At 42.4% G+C, this 20,252-nt stretch carries 1 protein-coding gene; it reads right to left on the reverse strand.

The genetic code is table 11. The features are described 5' to 3' along the window. Positions 1-18: 18 nt before the first annotated feature. The gene (locus EPU_RS03100) at positions 19-20,214 is read right to left on the reverse strand and encodes an S-layer homology domain-containing protein (RefSeq protein ID WP_083792544.1); all 20,196 of its coding nucleotides are present in this window, start codon (positions 20,212-20,214) and stop codon (positions 19-21) included. Positions 20,215-20,252 lie beyond the last annotated feature (38 nt).

Here is a 20,252-nt window from a genome sequence, read left to right on the forward strand (position 1 = left end):
TTTTTTTGCATCTTTTTCTTATAGCAAGCTAAAGTCCAAATCCGGTATTTCTATTTCAACTTCTATTTCTTCTTCTATTTCTTCTTCTATTTCTTCTTCTATTTCTGGGTCAATTACATCATCTTCGAGATCTTCAGCTTCTTCTTTAAATGCTATTAATGCCTCATGTAGTGCCACCAGTTCTTCCTCTAAAGAATCATAATTTTCCATATATTCTCCTATCTCTATTTCTTCCTCTATTTCTGCATATTCTTCTACCTCGTCTTCTTCAATTTTTATCTCTTCTTCTGCTACAAATATACTATCTGCTAATTTATCTATCTCTTGAGCTATATCCCAGGTTTCTGTCTCTGCTACAACCGGCTCTTTCGCTATCTCTTCTATTGCTATTAACACTTCTGTTGCAAATTCATTCGCACCCATTTCCCTCGAGATATATTCCTCTCCGTTTCTTTTTAGTATTGCTCTCACTTTTATTTCCTCATTTAGTATTTTATCCTTATCATATTCCGGTATCTTATATCCATCACCGCTTTCTTCCATCTCGTTCCATATCTCTTCTTCTAATGAATATTCTATACTCATCTCGGCTTCATCTTCTGCTATTTCGTTAAATGTATAGCATTCAAAAAATATTTGACCCTTTTCAACATATGCCATCGGCGCTGCAACTGCCACAGGTTTCGCATTTCTTACGTCGCCTTTATACAATATCTTCGATGATATTGCAGGTTTTTGATAGTTCTCGTTTACGGCGAGCACTTGTATTTCTACTATTATATCTGCGTCATTTGGCAATTGTAGCCCTTCTTCTCCTTTCACTGAATATACATATATCTGATCTCGATCTAGTTGTTTATTTTTTGTAGCACCTGATAACTTACTCGGATCGTTTATATCCGCTAATCTAATCGGTTCGTCTTGATATGCGATATACACTTTGCTATACATTTCATCGTTAACAACCGTAATCCCTTTAGCATTGAGCTCTATTATCGGCTTTGCTAACATCAGGTCTGGTGCCACAAATGTCTTTTCTGATACGGCCGGAATATACAGATCTTTTGACTCATCTCCATTTTTGTCCTCTTTGCCTGTCGCTATTGCTACTAGCTTTTGCGTATACACATAGTCTATTGGTAACATATCGTTGATCTTGATCGGTCCGGTATATCTATAGATTTCTTTATCTGTTGCCGTTGTATGAAATACACCATCTATCCTTATTTTTGCTCCACCTACATCTTCTGTAAAATAAAACTTGATTATATCACCCTCATCGTCTTCAATTATTTTGTCGGCTTTAATTATTTCGATTTTTCCATTATCTTCTTTATCTCCTGTCAGTGTTGCTGCAATAGTAGGGGCTGTCAATTTCTCCAATTCCACTAATTCCGATGCTATATAATCGCTAATTGAATTTCCGTTCGGTCGTGCCACGATAAACATTTTATCCCCAGCGTTTAAATACAACTTCATCGCATCGATCGGACCGTTTATTTTTGTCTCGTATGGCGAATTCGTTGTGTAATAAAATACGTCATATGTTGCTCCTGTTTCATCTATTTCTCGCGTATCCACTGTCACAATTCCCAAGTCCGATACTTCTACCCACGGCGCTGGAAGCTGTGCTTTTGTTTTATTGATATCAGTTAAACTCGCGACGGCTGTCTTATAATATGTCGAGAGGTTATTATTTGTTGCTGTCTCCAAGCTTACTACAATGTTACTGTCCTTATCATCTAGTGTCAGATGCGGCACCTCTGCGTAGAATACTTTTGTGATCGCTTCTCCCGGGTCGCGACGCAAATCAATTTTATCTCTTGTTGAAGCTGTTGATTGCCATGTCAATTTCACTTCTTCCGCATTTACTGGCTCGCTTAGTGTTACCTTAATAACGTACTCTTCGTATGTTGCGATCGTGGCTAGCTCTCGTGGTATAAATTCCATATTTTCTATGGTCACTTCTTTTATTGCAAGCTCCGCTGGTTTGCTAATATATGGTACATCTTGTCCTTTTTCGCCCAATGTTGCACTTACAGCATATTTATCGCCATCTTTTGCCTTTTTCTCATTTACTTCAAATGCTTTGTTTTCATCCAATGTTACGTTTTGCGGATTTCCCTTTATTACTTCTACTTTTGTTTCTGTATCCGCAACTACTGTAATTTTTTTTGTGTTCTCATTATACTTTAATGTTGGTGTAACTAATTCCACGGCTGGTGCAGATTCAAAAACCATCGGCACTGCTAATTCGTTTATACTATCTCCCAAGTTAGAGCTTAAAATTATATTTACTCTGTCTCCAACCTTTAAGCCATACGGTAAGTCGCGCCATCCCGATAATTTAAAAGATGCATCCATGTTACCATCGATTGTTTCTAGATTAATTCCCTTTATTCCATATTCTATCGTATACGTAATTCCTGCTGCAGTACTTACAGTATCAAAGTCTCCTTCTTTTGGCTTCGTTATATTCATGCTTCCAGATCTAAATATCGCTCCTGGTGCTGGCGGTACTACAATCGGTTTCCTCATTTCGTTTACTTTTTTATCATCGTCCTCACCTAACTGTAATACTATGCTTCTATCAACCACTTTAGCAGTTTGCTCGTTTAGCTTTAGCGTCTTATCCAGCTCCTCTATCCCAATGCGCCCTTCTATTACGTTACCATTATTTATCCAATTTATATATATATCATCCGTTATTTCTACCATGTCTTCTTCGGTCCAAATCTTAAACGTTTCGCTAAGCTTGCCCTCTGCATCTACTCGGATATTTCCACCTGCTGGAATGCTAATTATTATGTCTTTGAGATCTTCGCTGATAGTCATTTTAAATCCGTTGATCTTTTCCTTTTCTATGTCTAGCAGTACTTTATTCGATGGGTTCGATACCAATAACCAGCTGGCGTTACTTGCTTCAAATGTCGACGGAATATCTTTTCCCTCAATTCCCGTGCTTTCAAACACTTCCTTCTCGATTGTTCCGTATGCTGTCATGCTATTTACCGCATCAAACTCGACCTCATCAAACAAATACGTTTTCTCTTCTCCGTTTATTCGTCCTGTATACTTAATAATCAGACCATTTATCAACTCTTGCGTTAACCCTTTTCCTGTTACCGTTAACTCCACTTTATCATAATTTTCACGTGCATAAATCTCAACTTTTTTTACTGCTACCGTTGTTTTTTCTGATGCTACTTCCCACCAGTTTTCCACAAATTTGTTTATCGCATATGCGGTGACGGTATCTCCTTCTTCTAAGTTTAACGAATGAATCGGTACGCCTGCTGCAGGATAGTCTATCAAATCTGTTGATTCTCCGCTGCGTCTGTTCACTTTGTATTGTATCGTATGTTGCGCATCGGGGTCGGTCGATGTTGCTATAATTTTCATCAGGCTAGTGTTTTTTGCGGTGTCCTTATCGTGTTCAATTTCCACAGTCGTATTCGCGTCCATTTTCAATTGTCGACTGATTTTATCTACATACTCTTCCGAATACAGCCCATTATACAAAAATGCGTTTACATACTTTCCATCGTCTTCTGCTGTTATTCCTAGCTCCGCAGCTCTAAATGTTACCAGCGCTGTCCCCGCAGTTTTGGGATCTTCCGATACCACTATTTCGACCCTCTTGTCTTTGGTATTAAGTTCTCTAAAGTTAGAAACTATTTCTGTCGTATAATGATCTACCGCTCCTTTTGATAGCTCTATCTTCATATTATTTAGCTTTTTCGTATACGCGTTAAACCCGTCTGGTATTTTTACTGTAACATACTCCGAAGATGCGAAGTTTGGATCGGTAGCCCATTCGAATTCAATCTCTCCCTCTATCTTAATATCCGGATCGGTTTCTATACTGATATTTGCAAAATTTTTCCTCACCGATGCACTCTCAATTAACGCATTATCCACAGCCGCTATTGTAACTTCTATTTCTTTGTGTCCCTTAAGATCGGCTAGCTCGATTTCTGCCCTAATATGCTCGCCATCTGCAGTTATTGCCCACTCCAGTTCTTTTCCCGTCGCTGCAGTTACCGTATAGCCTGGGTCAAATTCATATGTTACTACTATTTTGTCATTTATGCCGTCCACACCGTTCCATATATCTATTCCGTCCTGAATCTTATCCAAAATAATTACCAGGTCTCCGGATGTAGTTTTATATAGCTCCGGTGCCGATAACTGCTGTACTCCTTTGGTTTCTACCACTTCACTTGCAGTATACCAAGCTCCGTCATAATCTATACTTACCACAATTACTTCGTTTGCTTTCAACTGGAGCGCCTCGATTTGTGCCGCATTAATATAAACTACATTTTCTTCCAAGTTTAGATCTCCAGCTTTTATCGTTGTGGAAATGTCACTGTCTTCTCTCTTTCCATACGATATCTTTGTGTTTTTCTCTATCTTGTCTTCTGGCAATGTAAATTGCAGTCCACCGTCTTTTGCTTCAACCTTTACATCCGTCGCCACTGCTGCTGCTCGAGACCTGCTCATCGATGCTATAATATCTACCATCGTAAAGGTATCTTCGCTAACCATCTCATTAAACGCGTTCAATAGCTGTATTACAAATGCAGTCTCGCCACCCACTATTTCCAAGCGGTCATACGCATCCATCGTTACTACTGCTGTGTTTCCTTCTCTCGTTATTTTTAAGTTTGCTTCTTGCGCCAGATCATCTGTTATCGGAATGTATTTGTTAGTCCCATCGGCAAAGATTTTTTTCAGCACCAATTTTAAATTCGGCTTTATCGCATCGTTTTCATATGCGCCACTCACTTTCACCGATACTTCGTCATCTACCACTTCCTTAACCCATTTCACGGCCAGTTGAGTCTCCTCTGGTTCCACTGTTCCGCTCGGAGCTGTCTCCTCATTCGATCTTGTCGATGCGACCATCCAGCTCAGATCATCAAAAGTTACTACTATCTTATATCCTTCTCGAACATATGCGGCCGGAATAGTCCATATCATGTCGCTTCCTTCTCTGGTCCACTCTCCGTCTAACGGCAATGGTGTGGATGTTCCCGAATTTGCCACAATATACCAATTCAGTGTAGACGAAATAGTTGCTTTCACATCATCAGATATCTCGCCGCTTGCATTCCACAAATCTGCTGTTACCGGAAGTGATACTACCATCGTGTCGCCTCTCGTTTCCAATTTAGGTATCGGAAATGCCTCAACTTCAGGAGATGTATATATCACTCGCGCGTCATCTTCGTCTGCAACCAAAAATTCAACCCTGTCACCCGCTTCCAACTCCAGAGCTTCTAACTCTTTTGCAGTTACGTTCACCGCGTTATAGATCTTTGCAACTTTCACTAAATCTCCAGAATTTTTTCGCATATAGATGTTCATATCATCGGCATTTACAATGTCAAAGCTAATCCCCTCTTCATCTGCTATTACATTATCTATTGACACATCGTCCAAACCGCTTGCCCCTGTTTCCAGTTGATTTGACTTTACAGAAGCCGTCATCCAGTTATCTACATCGTCAAAAATTACTGCCACTTTTTCGCGGTCTCTTAGATATGTTTCCGGTATTGTCCATGCCATCTTGCCATTCTCCATTGCCCATYTACCKTCTAACGGCAAATCCGTCGTGATTACATTTGAAGGCAATGAAAAATAGGTGCTCAGGTATGCCGCAAGAGCCGTTGATATAGTCGCCTCTATTTTAGCCTCTACCTCGCCTCCTCTTACTGTGCCATCCGCATTCCATATGCCAGCATCAACCGGTAGGTAAATTATAACAGCCCCATTTTTGTTTGCAAGAGTCGGTTTTGCTGCCAATTCTCTCACTTCCGCTTTAGAAGTATACAGAACCTCTGTCGTATTTCCATCATCTACAACCACTTCTATGCGATCTCCTGCGATTAATCCTAATTTTTCCAAATCATCTACCGTCAATGTTACATTTCCGGCTGCTACTTCGAATCTCTCGCTAGAGCCTTGCTTTCTATAATATAGCCTATGATTTGCAGTTAAATTTTCTATCACCAATTCAATTGCCTTCTCGGTTTCTTTCGCAGTTGTCACTACCGGACCCGCTGCCGGTGGAGCATCTTTAAGTTGCGCTGTTGCCGAGCTAGGTCGATGCGTCCAGTAACCGCTATCATATACTCGAACCGTAATTGCTGTTGCCGAGCTATCGTCCAGTTTAAATGTAGCTTTGATAGTTCCGCCGTCTTCAAAATCTTCTAACCTCGAAGGGGTCTTCAAAATTCCTTGAGATGTGACATATTCAACGACCACAGTATCTTTCAACTGCTGCGTTTTTTCATTCCACAACGTTAAGATGTTATCTTGATCAAAAGCTACGATCTTATTTAGCGTAACCGTAATTTCGTCCCCATCCACAAATATCTTTGGAGTCGGAAACTTAATTGTATATCCTACATCTTCCGCTGTCGTTTGTTCTGCAATATACCACTTATCACTAACCACTTTCGCTAAAATAGTTCCTGTATCCGACCACTCCGACGGTGCTATTCCATTCAGCAGCTCTTCCTCTGTTGCTACCACTTTATTCACACCATCCAGCGTTAGCTCTGCTCGCAAATTGCCATAATCTACATTTGCAACTTTGGYTAGGTCAAATGTRATTTTGCTAACAGCATCGTTTAGTTGGCTCATTATAGGTGCCGCGTAAATCTCTTGCTCTATCCAATTGTCCGCATCATCCTCGTTGTCTGTTACGTACGAATCCTCATGACAGACCACCACTCTAACTTTGTTTCCAACTTTTAGATCGCCCAAGTCTTTTGCGTCAAAAGTAATTATCGCTGTAGTTGGCTCCCCTTCTTTTGGAGTGGCTTCTGTCGCAAAGTCGCCGTTTGCTGTACTCAACACTGCTATCGTCTCGCCCGACTCATCAAATGTCGTGGCAACTATCTCGATCCCCTCTTTTAATTGCCCACTTGTTTCGTATGCGTTTGTCGCCTCCACTGCRATAGTATTTGCGACTGCTCCCCATCCAAATGTTAATAGCTCTTTTATTGGGCCTTTTGCCAAAGTTTTCGATGTATTTGCTTTGTTCAACCAATTGTTATCATCAATCGTGACGCTAATGTTTGTTGCATTGGCAAGTTCGACAACTTCGCTGAGAATGGCATCTTCCTTGCCCCCTCTTGTAGATTCTATCCAATCTATTTCATCTACCGGAACTACTAATGTTTCTGCAGCTGATGCGCTATATGGAGTATAAGTTACAGCGAGTTTTACTCCATCCTTTTTGTAATCATTACTGTCTATGCTAATGCGCACCTCCTTGCCGGCTAATATCAGCTCTGGTGCTACAAATTGCGAGATCTCTCCGATATTGGTTTCCGCTGGTAATACATTCCATGCGTCATACGATACGACGGCTTTGATCGTATTATCTATTGCCGCTTCCCATTCTGAATCTTCTCCAAAGCTCGCGCCGTTCTCCAATATGTCCTCTAAGTCTGTTTTTATTACATCCACCGTTTTCCCTTGCTGCGTCAATAAATGTAGCTCAACCGCAAAGTCGGCGTAATTTATTTCTTCCATATTTGCAAGCACCGCTCGATGCGCTCCAGGAATTTTGAAATGTATCGTATCGTTGGTCGTTTTTGCGTTATCAATTACGATGCTCGGCGATTCAAAAACTTCTTGCAAAATCAATGCAATCGGATCCTTTGTATCTTCTTGATATAGCGCAACAGAGATCACATTGCCCACTGCCAAGCTGCCATATAAATCCTCTGCCGCAAAAGACATAACCGCATTGCCCGCGCCATCATTTTTAATGGTTGGCTCCACTTCCAAAACTGTTGATACCCCTCGTAAAATTTTCACGGATAGCCCATCTTTTAGCTCTGTACTGGTGTTGTCTTTTAGTACATTGGAAATTGTAACCGCTATGTTGCCCCCATCCTCTTTCCACTTCAACTCATATTTATCATCTGCAGCTGATTCATCCACGATGGCAAGTGTGCTCGAGCCAGCTTTATTGAGCCAGTTGTGCGTATCTTCCACAGTTACCGTATATAGTAATGCTTCATCAGGCGCTGTTACTACCGCATTAACCCCATTCCCAAACATTTCCGTAATGTCGGTTGCCGATCTAGAATTTCTAGTTGCAGTTGTGTAACTTACTTTTATGCCGTCGCGAATCTTGTTATTTTCTATTACATCATTTCTATCTAGCATGATCAAAACTTGTCGTTTATCATAATCGATCAATGTCATCTCGGGAGCCGCCAACTGATTTACCTCTCCCAAATTTTCTGATATTGTATCGGTGATATGCCACTTGTTCCCCATCGTTGTGGCGCTGATAGAATCTCCCGCTTCGCCGACCCATTCCTCTGGAATTTCGATGARTGCCACTCCATCCACAAGTTCTGCAAGCACCTGATCATCTCCAGCCAATCTCACCGCAACAGTTCCGTCAGTTATAGAGTCTGCTACCAACTTCATCGTTGCCCTATCAGCATGATCCAAATCTATAGCCACTGCCGGTGCCGCCGTAATAGCCTGTCGCGCGACTGAAGAATCTTCGTTACCATAATGCATACTCGCCGTAATTGCAGTGACCTCGGCCAAATCTCCCAAATCGCTGGCGGCAAATGTCACAATCGCTTTGTCGGGATTYCCAGGTTTTGGCAATATAGTCACCACGATTGCTCCCGATTTCGCGGTAGTGGTAACAACAGTTTCCGTTTCGACATCCAACCCYTTCACTTTACCAATCCTCAAACTGTATCCTGGCACAAAGGCTGCTCCATCCACGCAGAACGCAGGGATTTCTATCGCAACTTCTGTTTTTGCATCTTCGCTGTCCACAAACTTGGCAAACAGYCCTTCCTCCGGCTCTTCCAATGCTGGCATGTCCACAGCGTTCGATACGCTAATCACGTTAAACCAACTTCTGTCAGATACCAAAACTTCAACATTGTTTAAGCCACCGGCAAAATGATCTCTATAGCTTTGCTCATCCACGATCGTTGCCCTCTTCTTGTCGCCYGCAACAACCCAAGTCAAGTCATCCACCTCAACCTCCGTCTTCATCGTTGCCATTGCAATAGCGCGAGACATAACTGCTTCTGCGTTGCCAAACCTCATTTTGTTCACATCCAACTGATTTGTATCGACCGCGCCATCCACTTCCAACACGAGTTCATTGCCCTCTAAAATTAACGTTGGCCTCACAATTTGTTTACTAATTTTTATTTCATCTGCAGCTCCTTGTAACCTAACATCAACAACGACACCCGTCGCGTCATATGCCACGCCCTCTTGCGAAAGCCCCACTGCGCCAAACGGAATYTTCACTATCGCATCATATGTATCATCGGTAATCTCGATACCCTCCGCTGCAACTCCACCATCCACAACTTTCGTATCATCCACTAGCAATGTAAGATTRTTTTTCAGAGTGTTCTGTTCTTTAAATCCATTGGCMACTCTAATATATAAGTGATTCTCCTCCGCTGCCACATCAGCCCATTCCAATGCGAACGCGCTCATATCTGGAGTCACAAAGCTAGCTCTGCTAGACAAGTTGTGCCAATTTTGTGTATCAAACATAGCTACATCAACCGTTGCGTTGGCCGGCGCATTCTCAATTGTTGCCCGAGCCTTTCCATCAAGAATCTTCCAGGAGCTGGCCTTCATTGCCTTCCATACAGCGTTATTAAATTTGTAGTACGCCACAACATTCCCACTCTGCAAGTCATCAATATTAATTTTGGAAGTTACAACTACATCAGCCCCCGATGCTGTAATTTCTGGAACCGGCAACGGCGCAACCACCTTAGTAATTGTAGATAATTCGTTGTGATTAGAGTCTGTTAAAACCAGCGTTACAGTTTGGTTTGAAATCGTCTCTGGTCTTTCGAAATCCGCTATGTTCAGTATTTCTCTATCAAACGTGATAATAGCATCGTCCGCTTCTTTTTTTATGGTAACCCCCTCCTCAGCAATTCCCTCCGATACTAATGAAATTTTCTTCGTTGCCCCAGTCGCAAACAATCCGAGTTTAGATTTGAGAGCCCCATCATCTGCATAYGCGCCTGTCGCCCGCACTGCGACCGTATTCTCGTCCTCGCCTTGCCCCCATCTGAGAGCAAATTCATTTTGTTCTGGGATCTCAAAACTAGTCGTAATTGACAATTTATACCAATTYTTAAGATCAAACATAATGACATCAACTATATTCCCATTGTTCRTCGCCGCATCAGCTATCGTAGTCCAAAGCTTTCCGTCCACAATACTCCAAGCGCTAGCGTCAATCGCCGCCCACTTGACATTTCTAAACGGCCGTGAGTTCACGCTATAATAAGTAACAAGAGTGCCCTCCGCCAAATCTGCAAGCGTGTCATTTGCGTTTTCGCCCGGAGACGGCAACAAAGTAATAGTCACATCGTCCCCCGAAGTTGCGATTATCGGTTCAGGCAAYTGGGCAACTTCCTGAGTAATAGTCGCGAGTTCGTCCCCATCGGCTGTAGTAAGCGCTATCGCTATCATTCGATTTGCTGTAGTATTGACTGGTCGCATGGCATCCGTGATCCCTAGCTTTGCACGATCGAAAGTGAGGATCGCATCGTCGGCCGCATCCTTTTTGATTGTTACACCAGCCACCGGTGCGCCATCTTTTATTATAGCAATAGCGTTTGATCCATCCACTGTTGCTGTCACATTGAGATTTGCTTCGAGCGATCCGGCATTTTCGTAGGCATCAGCCACCCGAACTGCGATAATCTGCTCGTTAATTCCTTGTGCCCATGAGAGGTTGTATGCCTCTTTTTCTGGCATCACAAAACTAGCCCTACTAGACAAATTATACCAATTTTTAAGATCAAATATGGCTACATCAACGGTAGTATCAGCTGCAACATCGGCTATTGTCGCAACCGCGTTTCCGCCCGTTGTATTCCATTCGTTCGCATCGATTGATTCCCATCTGGTAGCTTTTCCTGGCTGGGCATCGACGCTGTAGTATGCAACCATTTTGCTATCCGCCAACGCTGTGGCCAAAGTTGATGGCAATGTTACTGTTACATCATCTCCAACGGCCGCGACTTCTGGTGCAGGTAGTTGAGAAATTTCTTGAGCGATAGTAGAGATTTCGTCACCATCGGCTGTAGTAAGCGATACTGTTACAGCTCGGTTTGCTGCGATATTAATTGGTCGAGTAACATCCGTAATTCCGAGCTCTGCACGATCGAAAGTGAGGATCGCATCGTCGGCCGCATCCTTTTTGATTGTTACACCAGCCACCGGTGCACCATCTTTTATTATAGCAATAGCGTTTGATCCATCCACTGTTGCTGTCACGTTGAGATTTGCTTCGAGTGATCCGGCATTTTCATAGGCATCGGCCACCCGAACTGCGATAATCTGCTCGTTAATTCCTTGTGCCCATGAGAGGTTGTACGCYTCTTTTTCTGGCATCACAAAACTAGCYCTACTAGACAAATTATACCAATTTTTWAGATCAAATATGGCTACATCAACAGTARYATCAGCTGCAAYAYCGGCTATTGTCGCAACYRCRTTTCCGCCCGTTGTATTCCATTCGTTCGCATCGATTGATTCCCATCTGGTAGCTTTTCCTGGCTGRGCATYGACGCTGTAGTATGCAACCATTTTGYTTTCYGCCAATGCTGTGGCCAAAGTTGATGGCARTGTTACTGTTACATCATCTCCAACGGCCGCGATTTCTGGTGCAGGTAGTTGAGAAATTTCTTGAGCGATAGTAGAGATTTCATCACCATCGGCTGTAGCAAGCGATACTGTTACAGCTCGGTTTGCTGCGATATTGATTGGTCGCGTCACATCCGTAATCCCGAGCTCTGCACGATCGAAAGTGAGGATCGCATCGTCGGCCGCATCCTTTTTGATTGTTACACCAGCCACCGGTGCACCATCTTTTATTATAGCAATAGCATTTGATCCATCCACTGTTGCTGTCACGTTAAGATTTGCTTCTAGTGATCCGGCATTTTCATAGGCATCAGCCACCCGAACTGCGATAATCTGCTCGTTAATTCCTTGTGCCCATGAGAGGTTGTATGCCTCTTTTTCTGGCATCACAAAACTAGCCCTACTAGACAAATTATACCAATTTTTAAGATCAAATATGGCTACATCAACAGTAGCATCAGCTGTAATGCCGGCTATTGTCGCAACTACATTTCCGGCCGTTGTATTCCATTCGTTCGCATCGATTGATTCCCATCTGGTAGCTTTTCCTGGCTGGGCATTGACGCTGTAGTATGCAACCATTTTGCTATCCGCCAATGCTGTGGCCAAAGTTGATGGCAATGTTACAGTTACATCATCTCCAACGGCAGCGACTTCTGGCTTAGGTAGTTGAGAAATTTCTTGAGCGATAGTAGAGATTTCGTCACCATCGGCTGTAGCAAGCGATACTGTTACAACTTGGTTTGCTGCGATATTAATTGGTCGAGTAACATCCGTGATCCCGAGCTCTGCACGATCGAAAGTGAGGATCGCATCGTCGGCCGCATCCTTTTTGATTGTTACACCAGCCACCGGTGCGCCATCTTTTATTATAGCAATAGCATTKGTTCCATCCACTGTTGCTGTCACGTTGAGATTTGCTTCGAGTGATCCGGCATTTTCATAGGCGTCAGCCACCCGAACTGCGATAATCTGCTCGTTAATTCCTTGTGCCCATGAGAGGTTGTATGCYTCTTTTTCTGGCATCACAAAACTAGCCCTACTAGACAAATTATACCAATTTTTAAGATCAAATATGGCTACATCAACAGTARCATCAGCTGCAAYRYCGGCTATTGTCGCAACTACATTTCCGCYCGTTGTATTCCATTCGTTCGCATCGATTGATTCCCATCTGGTAGCTTTTCCTGGCTGRGCATYGACGCTGTAGTATGCAACCATTTTGCTTTCTGCCAAYGCTGTGGCCAAAGTTGATGGCAATGTTACTGTTACATCATCTCCAACGGCAGCGACTTCTGGTGCAGGTAGTTGAGAAATTTCTTGAGCGATAGTAGAGATTTCRTCACCAKCGGCTGTAGTAAGCGATACTGTTACAGCTYGGTTTGCTGCGATATTRATTGGTCGMGTMACATCCGTGATCCCGAGCTCTGCACGATCGAAAGTGAGGATCGCATCGTCGRCSGCATCCTTTTTGATTGTTACACCAGCCACCGGTGCGCCATCTTTTATTATAGCAATAGCATTKGWTCCATCCACTGTTGCTGTCACGTTGAGAYTTGCTTCGAGYGATCCGGCATTTTCGTAGGCATCGGCTACCCGAACTGCGATAATCTGCTCGTTAATTCCTTGTGCCCATGAGAGGTTGTAYGCCTCTTTTTCTGGCATCACAAAACTAGCYCTACTAGACAAATTATACCAATTTTTAAGATCAAATATGGCTACATCAACAGTANCAGCNTCAGCTGCAACATCGGCTATTGTCGCAACTACATTTCCGCCCGTTGTATTCCATTCGTTCGCATCGATTGATTCCCATCTGGTAGCTTTTCCTGGCTGAGCATCGACGCTGTAGTATGCAACCATTTTGCTATCCGCCAATGCTGTGGCCAAAGTTGATGGCAATGTTACTGTTACATCATCTCCAACGGCSGCRATTTCTGGTGCAGGTAGTTGAGAAATTTCTTGAGCGATAGTAGAGATTKCATCACCATCGGCTGTAGTAAGCGATACTGTTACAGCTCGGTTTGCTGCGATATTGATTGGTCGAGTAACATCCGTAATCCCGAGCTCTGCACGATCGAAAGTGAGGATCGCATCGTCGGCGGCATCCTTTYTGATTGTTACACCAGCCACCGGTGCGCCATCTTTTATTATAGCAATAGCGTTTGATCCATCCACTGTTGCTGTCACGTTGAGATTTGCTTCGAGTGATCCGGCATTTTCGTAGGCATCGGCYACCCGAACTGCGATAATCTGCTCGTTAATTCCTTGTGCCCATGAGAGGTTGTATGCCTCTTTTTCTGGCATCACAAAACTAGCYCTACTAGACAAATTATACCAATTTTTAAGATCAAATATGGCTACATCAACAGTAGCATCAGCTTCATTAGCTGCAAYAYCGGCTATTGTCGCAACTACATTTCCGSCCGTTGTATTCCATTCGTTCGCATCGATTGATTCCCATCTGGTAGCTTTTCCTGGCTGRGCATYGACGCTGTAGTATGCAACCATTTTGCTATCCGCCAACGCTGTGGCCAAAGTTGATGGCAATGTTACTGTTACATCATCTCCAACGGCGGCAATTTCTGGYKYAGGTAGTTGAGAAATTTCTTGAGCGATAGTAGAGATTTCATCACCATCGGCTGTAGTAAGCGATACTGTTACARCTCGGTTTGCTGCRATATTRATYGGTCGAGTAACATCCGTRATCCCGAGCTCTGCACGATCGAAAGTGAGGATCGCATCGTCGGCCGCATCCTTTTTGATTGTTACGCCAGCCACCGGTGCACCATCTTTTATTATAGCAATAGCGTTTGATCCATCCACTGTTGCTGTCACGTTGAGATTTGCTTCGAGCGATCCGGCATTTTCATAGGCATCRGCYACCCGAACTGCGATAATCTGCTCGTTAATTCCTTGTGCCCATGAGAGGTTGTATGCCTCTTTTTCTGGCATCACAAAACTAGCCCTACTAGACAAATTATACCAATTTTTAAGATCAAATATGGCTACATCAACAGTARYATYAGCTGCAACATCGGCTATTGTCGCAACTACATTTCCGCCCGTTGTATTCCATTCGTTCGCATCGAYTGATTCCCATCTGGTAGCTTTTCCTGGCTGRGCATCGACGCTGTAGTATGCAACCATTTTGCTATCCGCCAAYGCTGTGGCCAAAGTTGATGGCAATGTTACTGTTACATCATCTCCAACGGCCGCGACTTCTGGYKYAGGTAGTTGAGAAATTTCTTGAGCGATAGTAGAGATTTCRTCACCATCGGCTGTAGTAAGCGATACTGTTACAGCTTGGTTTGCTGCGATATTRATTGGTCGRGTAACATCCGTAATCCCGAGCTCTGCACGATCGAAAGTGAGGATCGCATCGTCGGCCGCATCCTTTTTGATTGTTACACCAGCCACCGGTGYGCCATCTTTTATTATAGCAATAGCRTTTGWTCCATCCACTGTTGCTGTCACGTTGAGAYTTGCTTCGAGYGATCCGGCATTTTCRTAGGCRTCAGCYACCCGAACTGCGATAATCTGCTCGTTAATTCCTTGTGCCCATGAGAGGTTGTATGCCTCTTTTTCTGGCATCACAAAACTAGCYCTACTAGACAAATTATACCAATTTTTAAGATCAAATATGGCTACATCAACAGTAACATCAGCTGCAACATCGGCTATTGTCGCAACTACATTTCCGSCCGTTGTATTCCATTCGTTCGCATCGATTGATTCCCATCTGGTAGCTTTTCCTGGCTGRGCATCGACGCTRTAGTATGCAACCATTTTGCTWTCYGCCAATGCTGTGGCCAAAGTTGATGGCAATGTTACTGTTACATCATCTCCAACGGCCGCGAYTTCTGGTGCAGGTAGTTGAGAAATTTCTTGAGCGATAGTAGAGATTGCATCACCATCGGCTGTAGTAAGCGATACTGTTACAGCTYGGTTTGCTGCGATATTRATYGGTCGAGTAACATCCGTAATTCCGAGCTCTGCACGATCGAAAGTGAKGATCGCATCGTCGGCCGCATCCTTTTTGATTGTTACACCAGCCACCGGTGCGCCATCTTTTATTATAGCAATAGCGTTTGATCCATCCACTGTTGCTGTCACGTTGAGATTTGCTTCGAGCGATCCGGCATTTTCGTAGGCATCRGCCACCCGAACTGCGATAATCTGCTCGTTAATTCCTTGTGCCCATGAGAGGTTGTATGATGCTTTCGCCAATTCTTCGTCGCTCCTCGAAGCCAAAATATTACGCTTATCTATTAGTTCTACMGCAGTCAAATTATGCGGACGATCTGTATAAATTCTAATGTTACTTAAGTTTTTCCATCCAGTAATTTCCTCTTGCGTGTTCATATCAATTATTTTAACGTCGTCGCATAGTTTTTGGTTCTCGTCGTCCCATATCCTAGCAAAGCGATTGGCCTTATCCGCTATTATTTGGTTCTGATCAGGATCAATTCTTATTGACGGAAGATCCCCAGATCCTTGTTCTTTATAATAATTTTTTTCGTCTACCTCCAAATACATTTGTAACGTATAGTCATCGTTTCCTTTTGGGAATAAAGCAGACGGAACCGTTATTACCATATCCTTGCCATCTTCTTCCATCTTTAAACCTTGTTTCTGCAGTATAGTTGACACTACTCCCCTTAGAATATATTTCGTAGCCCCACCTTCAACTACTGCCGACTCTACTATCTTTCTTCTTGATAAGCTAATAGTATTTCGATTTTCTTTTCCATCAATCAATCTTATTTGTATAACATCGTCTGTCTCCGGATAGTCAAATTTGATATTTGTATCATCCATTGTCAGCTCTATGGCCTGAACCGCTTTTTGCTCGATCCAAGTATTTTCTAAGCTCTCCATTGCCACTATTATATCTGTATCCATAATTCCGGCATCGACGATTTCGCCAAAAGGTATGACTTGCGTCGCTTCTGATCCGTTAATAGTCCAGGCAGCTGTGTCAATTTCCATATCATTTATAGTCAGCTTATAGTCATCTTTTAGCAGAGCTGTTTCAGAGTCCAAATATTTGTCAGCATTTCTGAGGGATACCACCGTTTTTGCCTCATCTGCTTTTGCGACCATTGTTATAGGCTCTACATATACCTCATATTTAGCYGATGGCAGTATTTTCCAGTCTTTTCCATATAAAGTTGCAGTTACGGTTGTAGCTTGATTACTTATCTCGGCAAAGTTGTTGCCAAGTTTTGTTTTTTCATTAATCTCAGATACCGCAAAAGTCTCAAGCTCGTTGCCCGCAGTATCAGTAAAAATTATTTCTGCAAAAACGTCGTTTGTGTTTATATTGTTTGCGGCATCGATCGTAATAGTACCRTCTGCTTCTACTATCACATCTAAAACCTCTGCCCGATGCAATGCAAACGGAAAGCCCGATTTAGCCGCCAAAGAATTTGCGACACCAGTAATAGAGACATCAATCATAGAAACATTGGTATCGTCTAAATATTCGCCAATTGCCTCAAGAGAAACTCGCATTATTGAGTCACCATCTTCGGTCTCGCTTAAGCTTACATAATTATCTTGGGGATCTATCGGTAGATTCACGACGGTTCCATTTTTATATGTGATATCAAATTGCACTTTTACTTCACCGCTGCGAATTTCTGAAACGGTGGCGTTGGTTACTTCTATGACCATATTTCCAGACGCATCAATATCGACCATATCTGCAATAGGAGGAACGGTTACCATTTTTTGAGCCGACACACCAAGGGTATGCCAAACTGGMCGCGCAAGGGCAAGCGAAACTTCGAAGCAATCTCCTGGTCTAACATCTACCGGTATTGTTATTGTGGCCTTATTGTCATCTATTTTGGTTAGATTTGCGGGAAAGAGCATATTGATTCCTTCTAAATCAATTAACTTTGCTGTTACAAGCAGCTCTTCTAGCGACTGAGCTGTAACGGTTAGCGATTTTGTTGCGATGTCATAGTTAAGATCGAACGCATCCAGCTCGTCGATGGTAACCGTCTTCGAATCTACTCTTATTTCTGGGTCTATGCTACTAATAACTGCGACGCATACTTCATCTCCGGCAACCAGCTTCCATCCCAAATCGTTAAYATCAATTTCTTTTGCGATAGCGCCATTTTCCATTTCTGCGGCATAAATTGGAATTTCTCTGGTAAATTTGCCGTCTAATTCATTTAGCAACGAAACTTCAACGTAATATGGATTTCCGATTGCGATCGTATCGATATTGGCAGTAACTAGCATCTTGCCAGACTTTGCCGTACCCAAATTTACGTTGTGAATGACATTTGGATTTGCAGTAGTTGGATTGAGCTTGGCCATCGCCTGAGCAGTGCCATGTAATACAAAGCTAGATTGACCAGAAACAGTGGCGCAAAGTCCATCTTCATATATATCGTTGTTGATTTGAGTGGTAGGAAGCATGTCCAACCTAGCTTGACTTACTACAACAGAAATTGTGTTTGCATCAGGATTTTCATGGTACGCCTTTCTAAATTCTGCAGTTAAATCTAGGTATCCTGGAACAGTTTCCACTTCAGGATTGATATTAAGAAGCCTAACAGCATCGAGGCTCATTTTATAATTTTCTTGCCATTTTGATCGTGGTATCGCAACTGTAACTGTAGTGATATCATTTGTATTCACAACAGCAAGAGATGGAGTTGGAGCTTGTTCAAACGATGCATTTGCTTGAAATGTATYTGGGGCCACCACCGTTACATTCTCGCGACCATTATAATATTGTGAAGGATAATTTATGGTAGCAGAAAATAAATCTGCGTCAGAAACAGAATTTAAACTTGCAGTTAGAGTTAGATTTCCGCCCTCATCTATGGCAGTTTGAGTGAAGGGCACTGTCGCATTATTTATTGTACAGGCTATGTCGTCAAAGCTTACGATTATACCTCGATTTAATTTAATATTAACAGCATTGACCCCGTCGTTTGCAGTGGTTGTTAGAATTGGTGCTTCAATTAGCGCAATCGGAACTTTGGTGTATGCGTTATAGTTTATCGCTTGATCTCCGTCTGCAATTAAATTTTCTTGAATTACCAGTACATATTCACCTGCAGCATAATTCATTATCATATCTTGGTATGAAATTTTTCCTTGAATGAGGGGTAAAAAATATAGATCCTCAACATCTTGGTCGGGCTGAGCCAATGCATATTTAAAATTTGATGACGCATTTCTGGCCATGTTAGAAATAGTTATATCGCCATTTTCCTCCACCTTGGTATCAAGATTAGAATATTCGGGCTCAACAGTTACAGTTTCCACAACTGTTTCGACCTCYGGATAATATTCGTCGAAAATAATTCTGCCATCGCTATCGATATCATCTTCGTATAATTGCTGATCTGCAACAACAATTTTGTACGCATCTTCGAGAGTAACTTTAAACGGCACATCTTCTATATCTATATGATCAGACTTTGCAACAACAGTGTGAATACTCATTTGCCCATCGATATTTGCGGCAGTTCTAATATCTGCAACTTCAACTTCAGATTTAAAATTTCCTTTTATAGTGGTATCTTCATTATTAACAATTAGCGTTTCTATTTTAGTATTTTCTAATATYAAAYTACCTCCTTCAAAAAATACTGTACCGCGAACTTCCACATTATCTAGAAAGATTTGGCCATTCCCAACGCCAGCAGGAATATATAGATTTCCAATGATTACAGTATCTTGTAGGCCCGTGTTGCCCATTGCGGATATTACAACATTGCCCGCAACTCTACCTAACTTATGTACCCCATTATTGGCAACTACTTCAACGGCAATCCTATCTAAGATGCTTGCGAGTTCTCCACGAGAAATATGCCCTTTGGGATCAAATGTTCCGTCTGGTCTACCGCTCAAATATTGTTTTGATACCAGCTGATTAATAGCTTGCTTTGCCCAGGGCGCAATTTCGTTGCTATCAGAAAACAATTTTTCTAAGTTTTGTACATTACCATTTTCTGCCAAGCTAAATGCATTTGCGATAGCATAGGCAACTTCCTCCCTGGTAGCATACTCGTCTGATCTAAAMGCTAAACCATCGTGATTCATTATATCGCTTACRGCCAATATAGAATCAGTGGCCCAGTCATTATACGAGCCATTTACATTTTTACTATAATCTAGATCATTAAATACTTCGCTATTAGTTTGCTTAAAACCAAATATATTTTGTAAACACACCGCCATTTCAGCTCTTGTTATGTTGGCATTAGGGCGAAAGGTTCCGTCTGAATATCCAGTTAAAACTCCTGCCTCAATGAGAGTTTCGATACTATCATATGCCCAATGTTGATTGATATCGATCAGCGCCACTTTTTCTTTTGTTTCTACTGCATAGATGCTTGATGGAGTCATCCCCATAACAGATAGTCCAACAGATAGTGCCAAGCATTCTGCCATTCGTCTTTTCATTATTTTACTCATGCTATTCTTCCTCTCTATATTTGTTATATTTCTAAATAATTTATTTTGTAATAACTTCAAAAAGAATATCATATTTTGGCAATAAAAGCAACAATTATTTCTTCCTTGAC

The organism is Candidatus Epulonipiscium viviparus (assembly GCF_000171335.1).
In the GTDB taxonomy this organism is placed as follows: Bacteria; Bacillota; Clostridia; order Lachnospirales; family Cellulosilyticaceae; genus Epulonipiscioides; species Epulonipiscioides viviparus.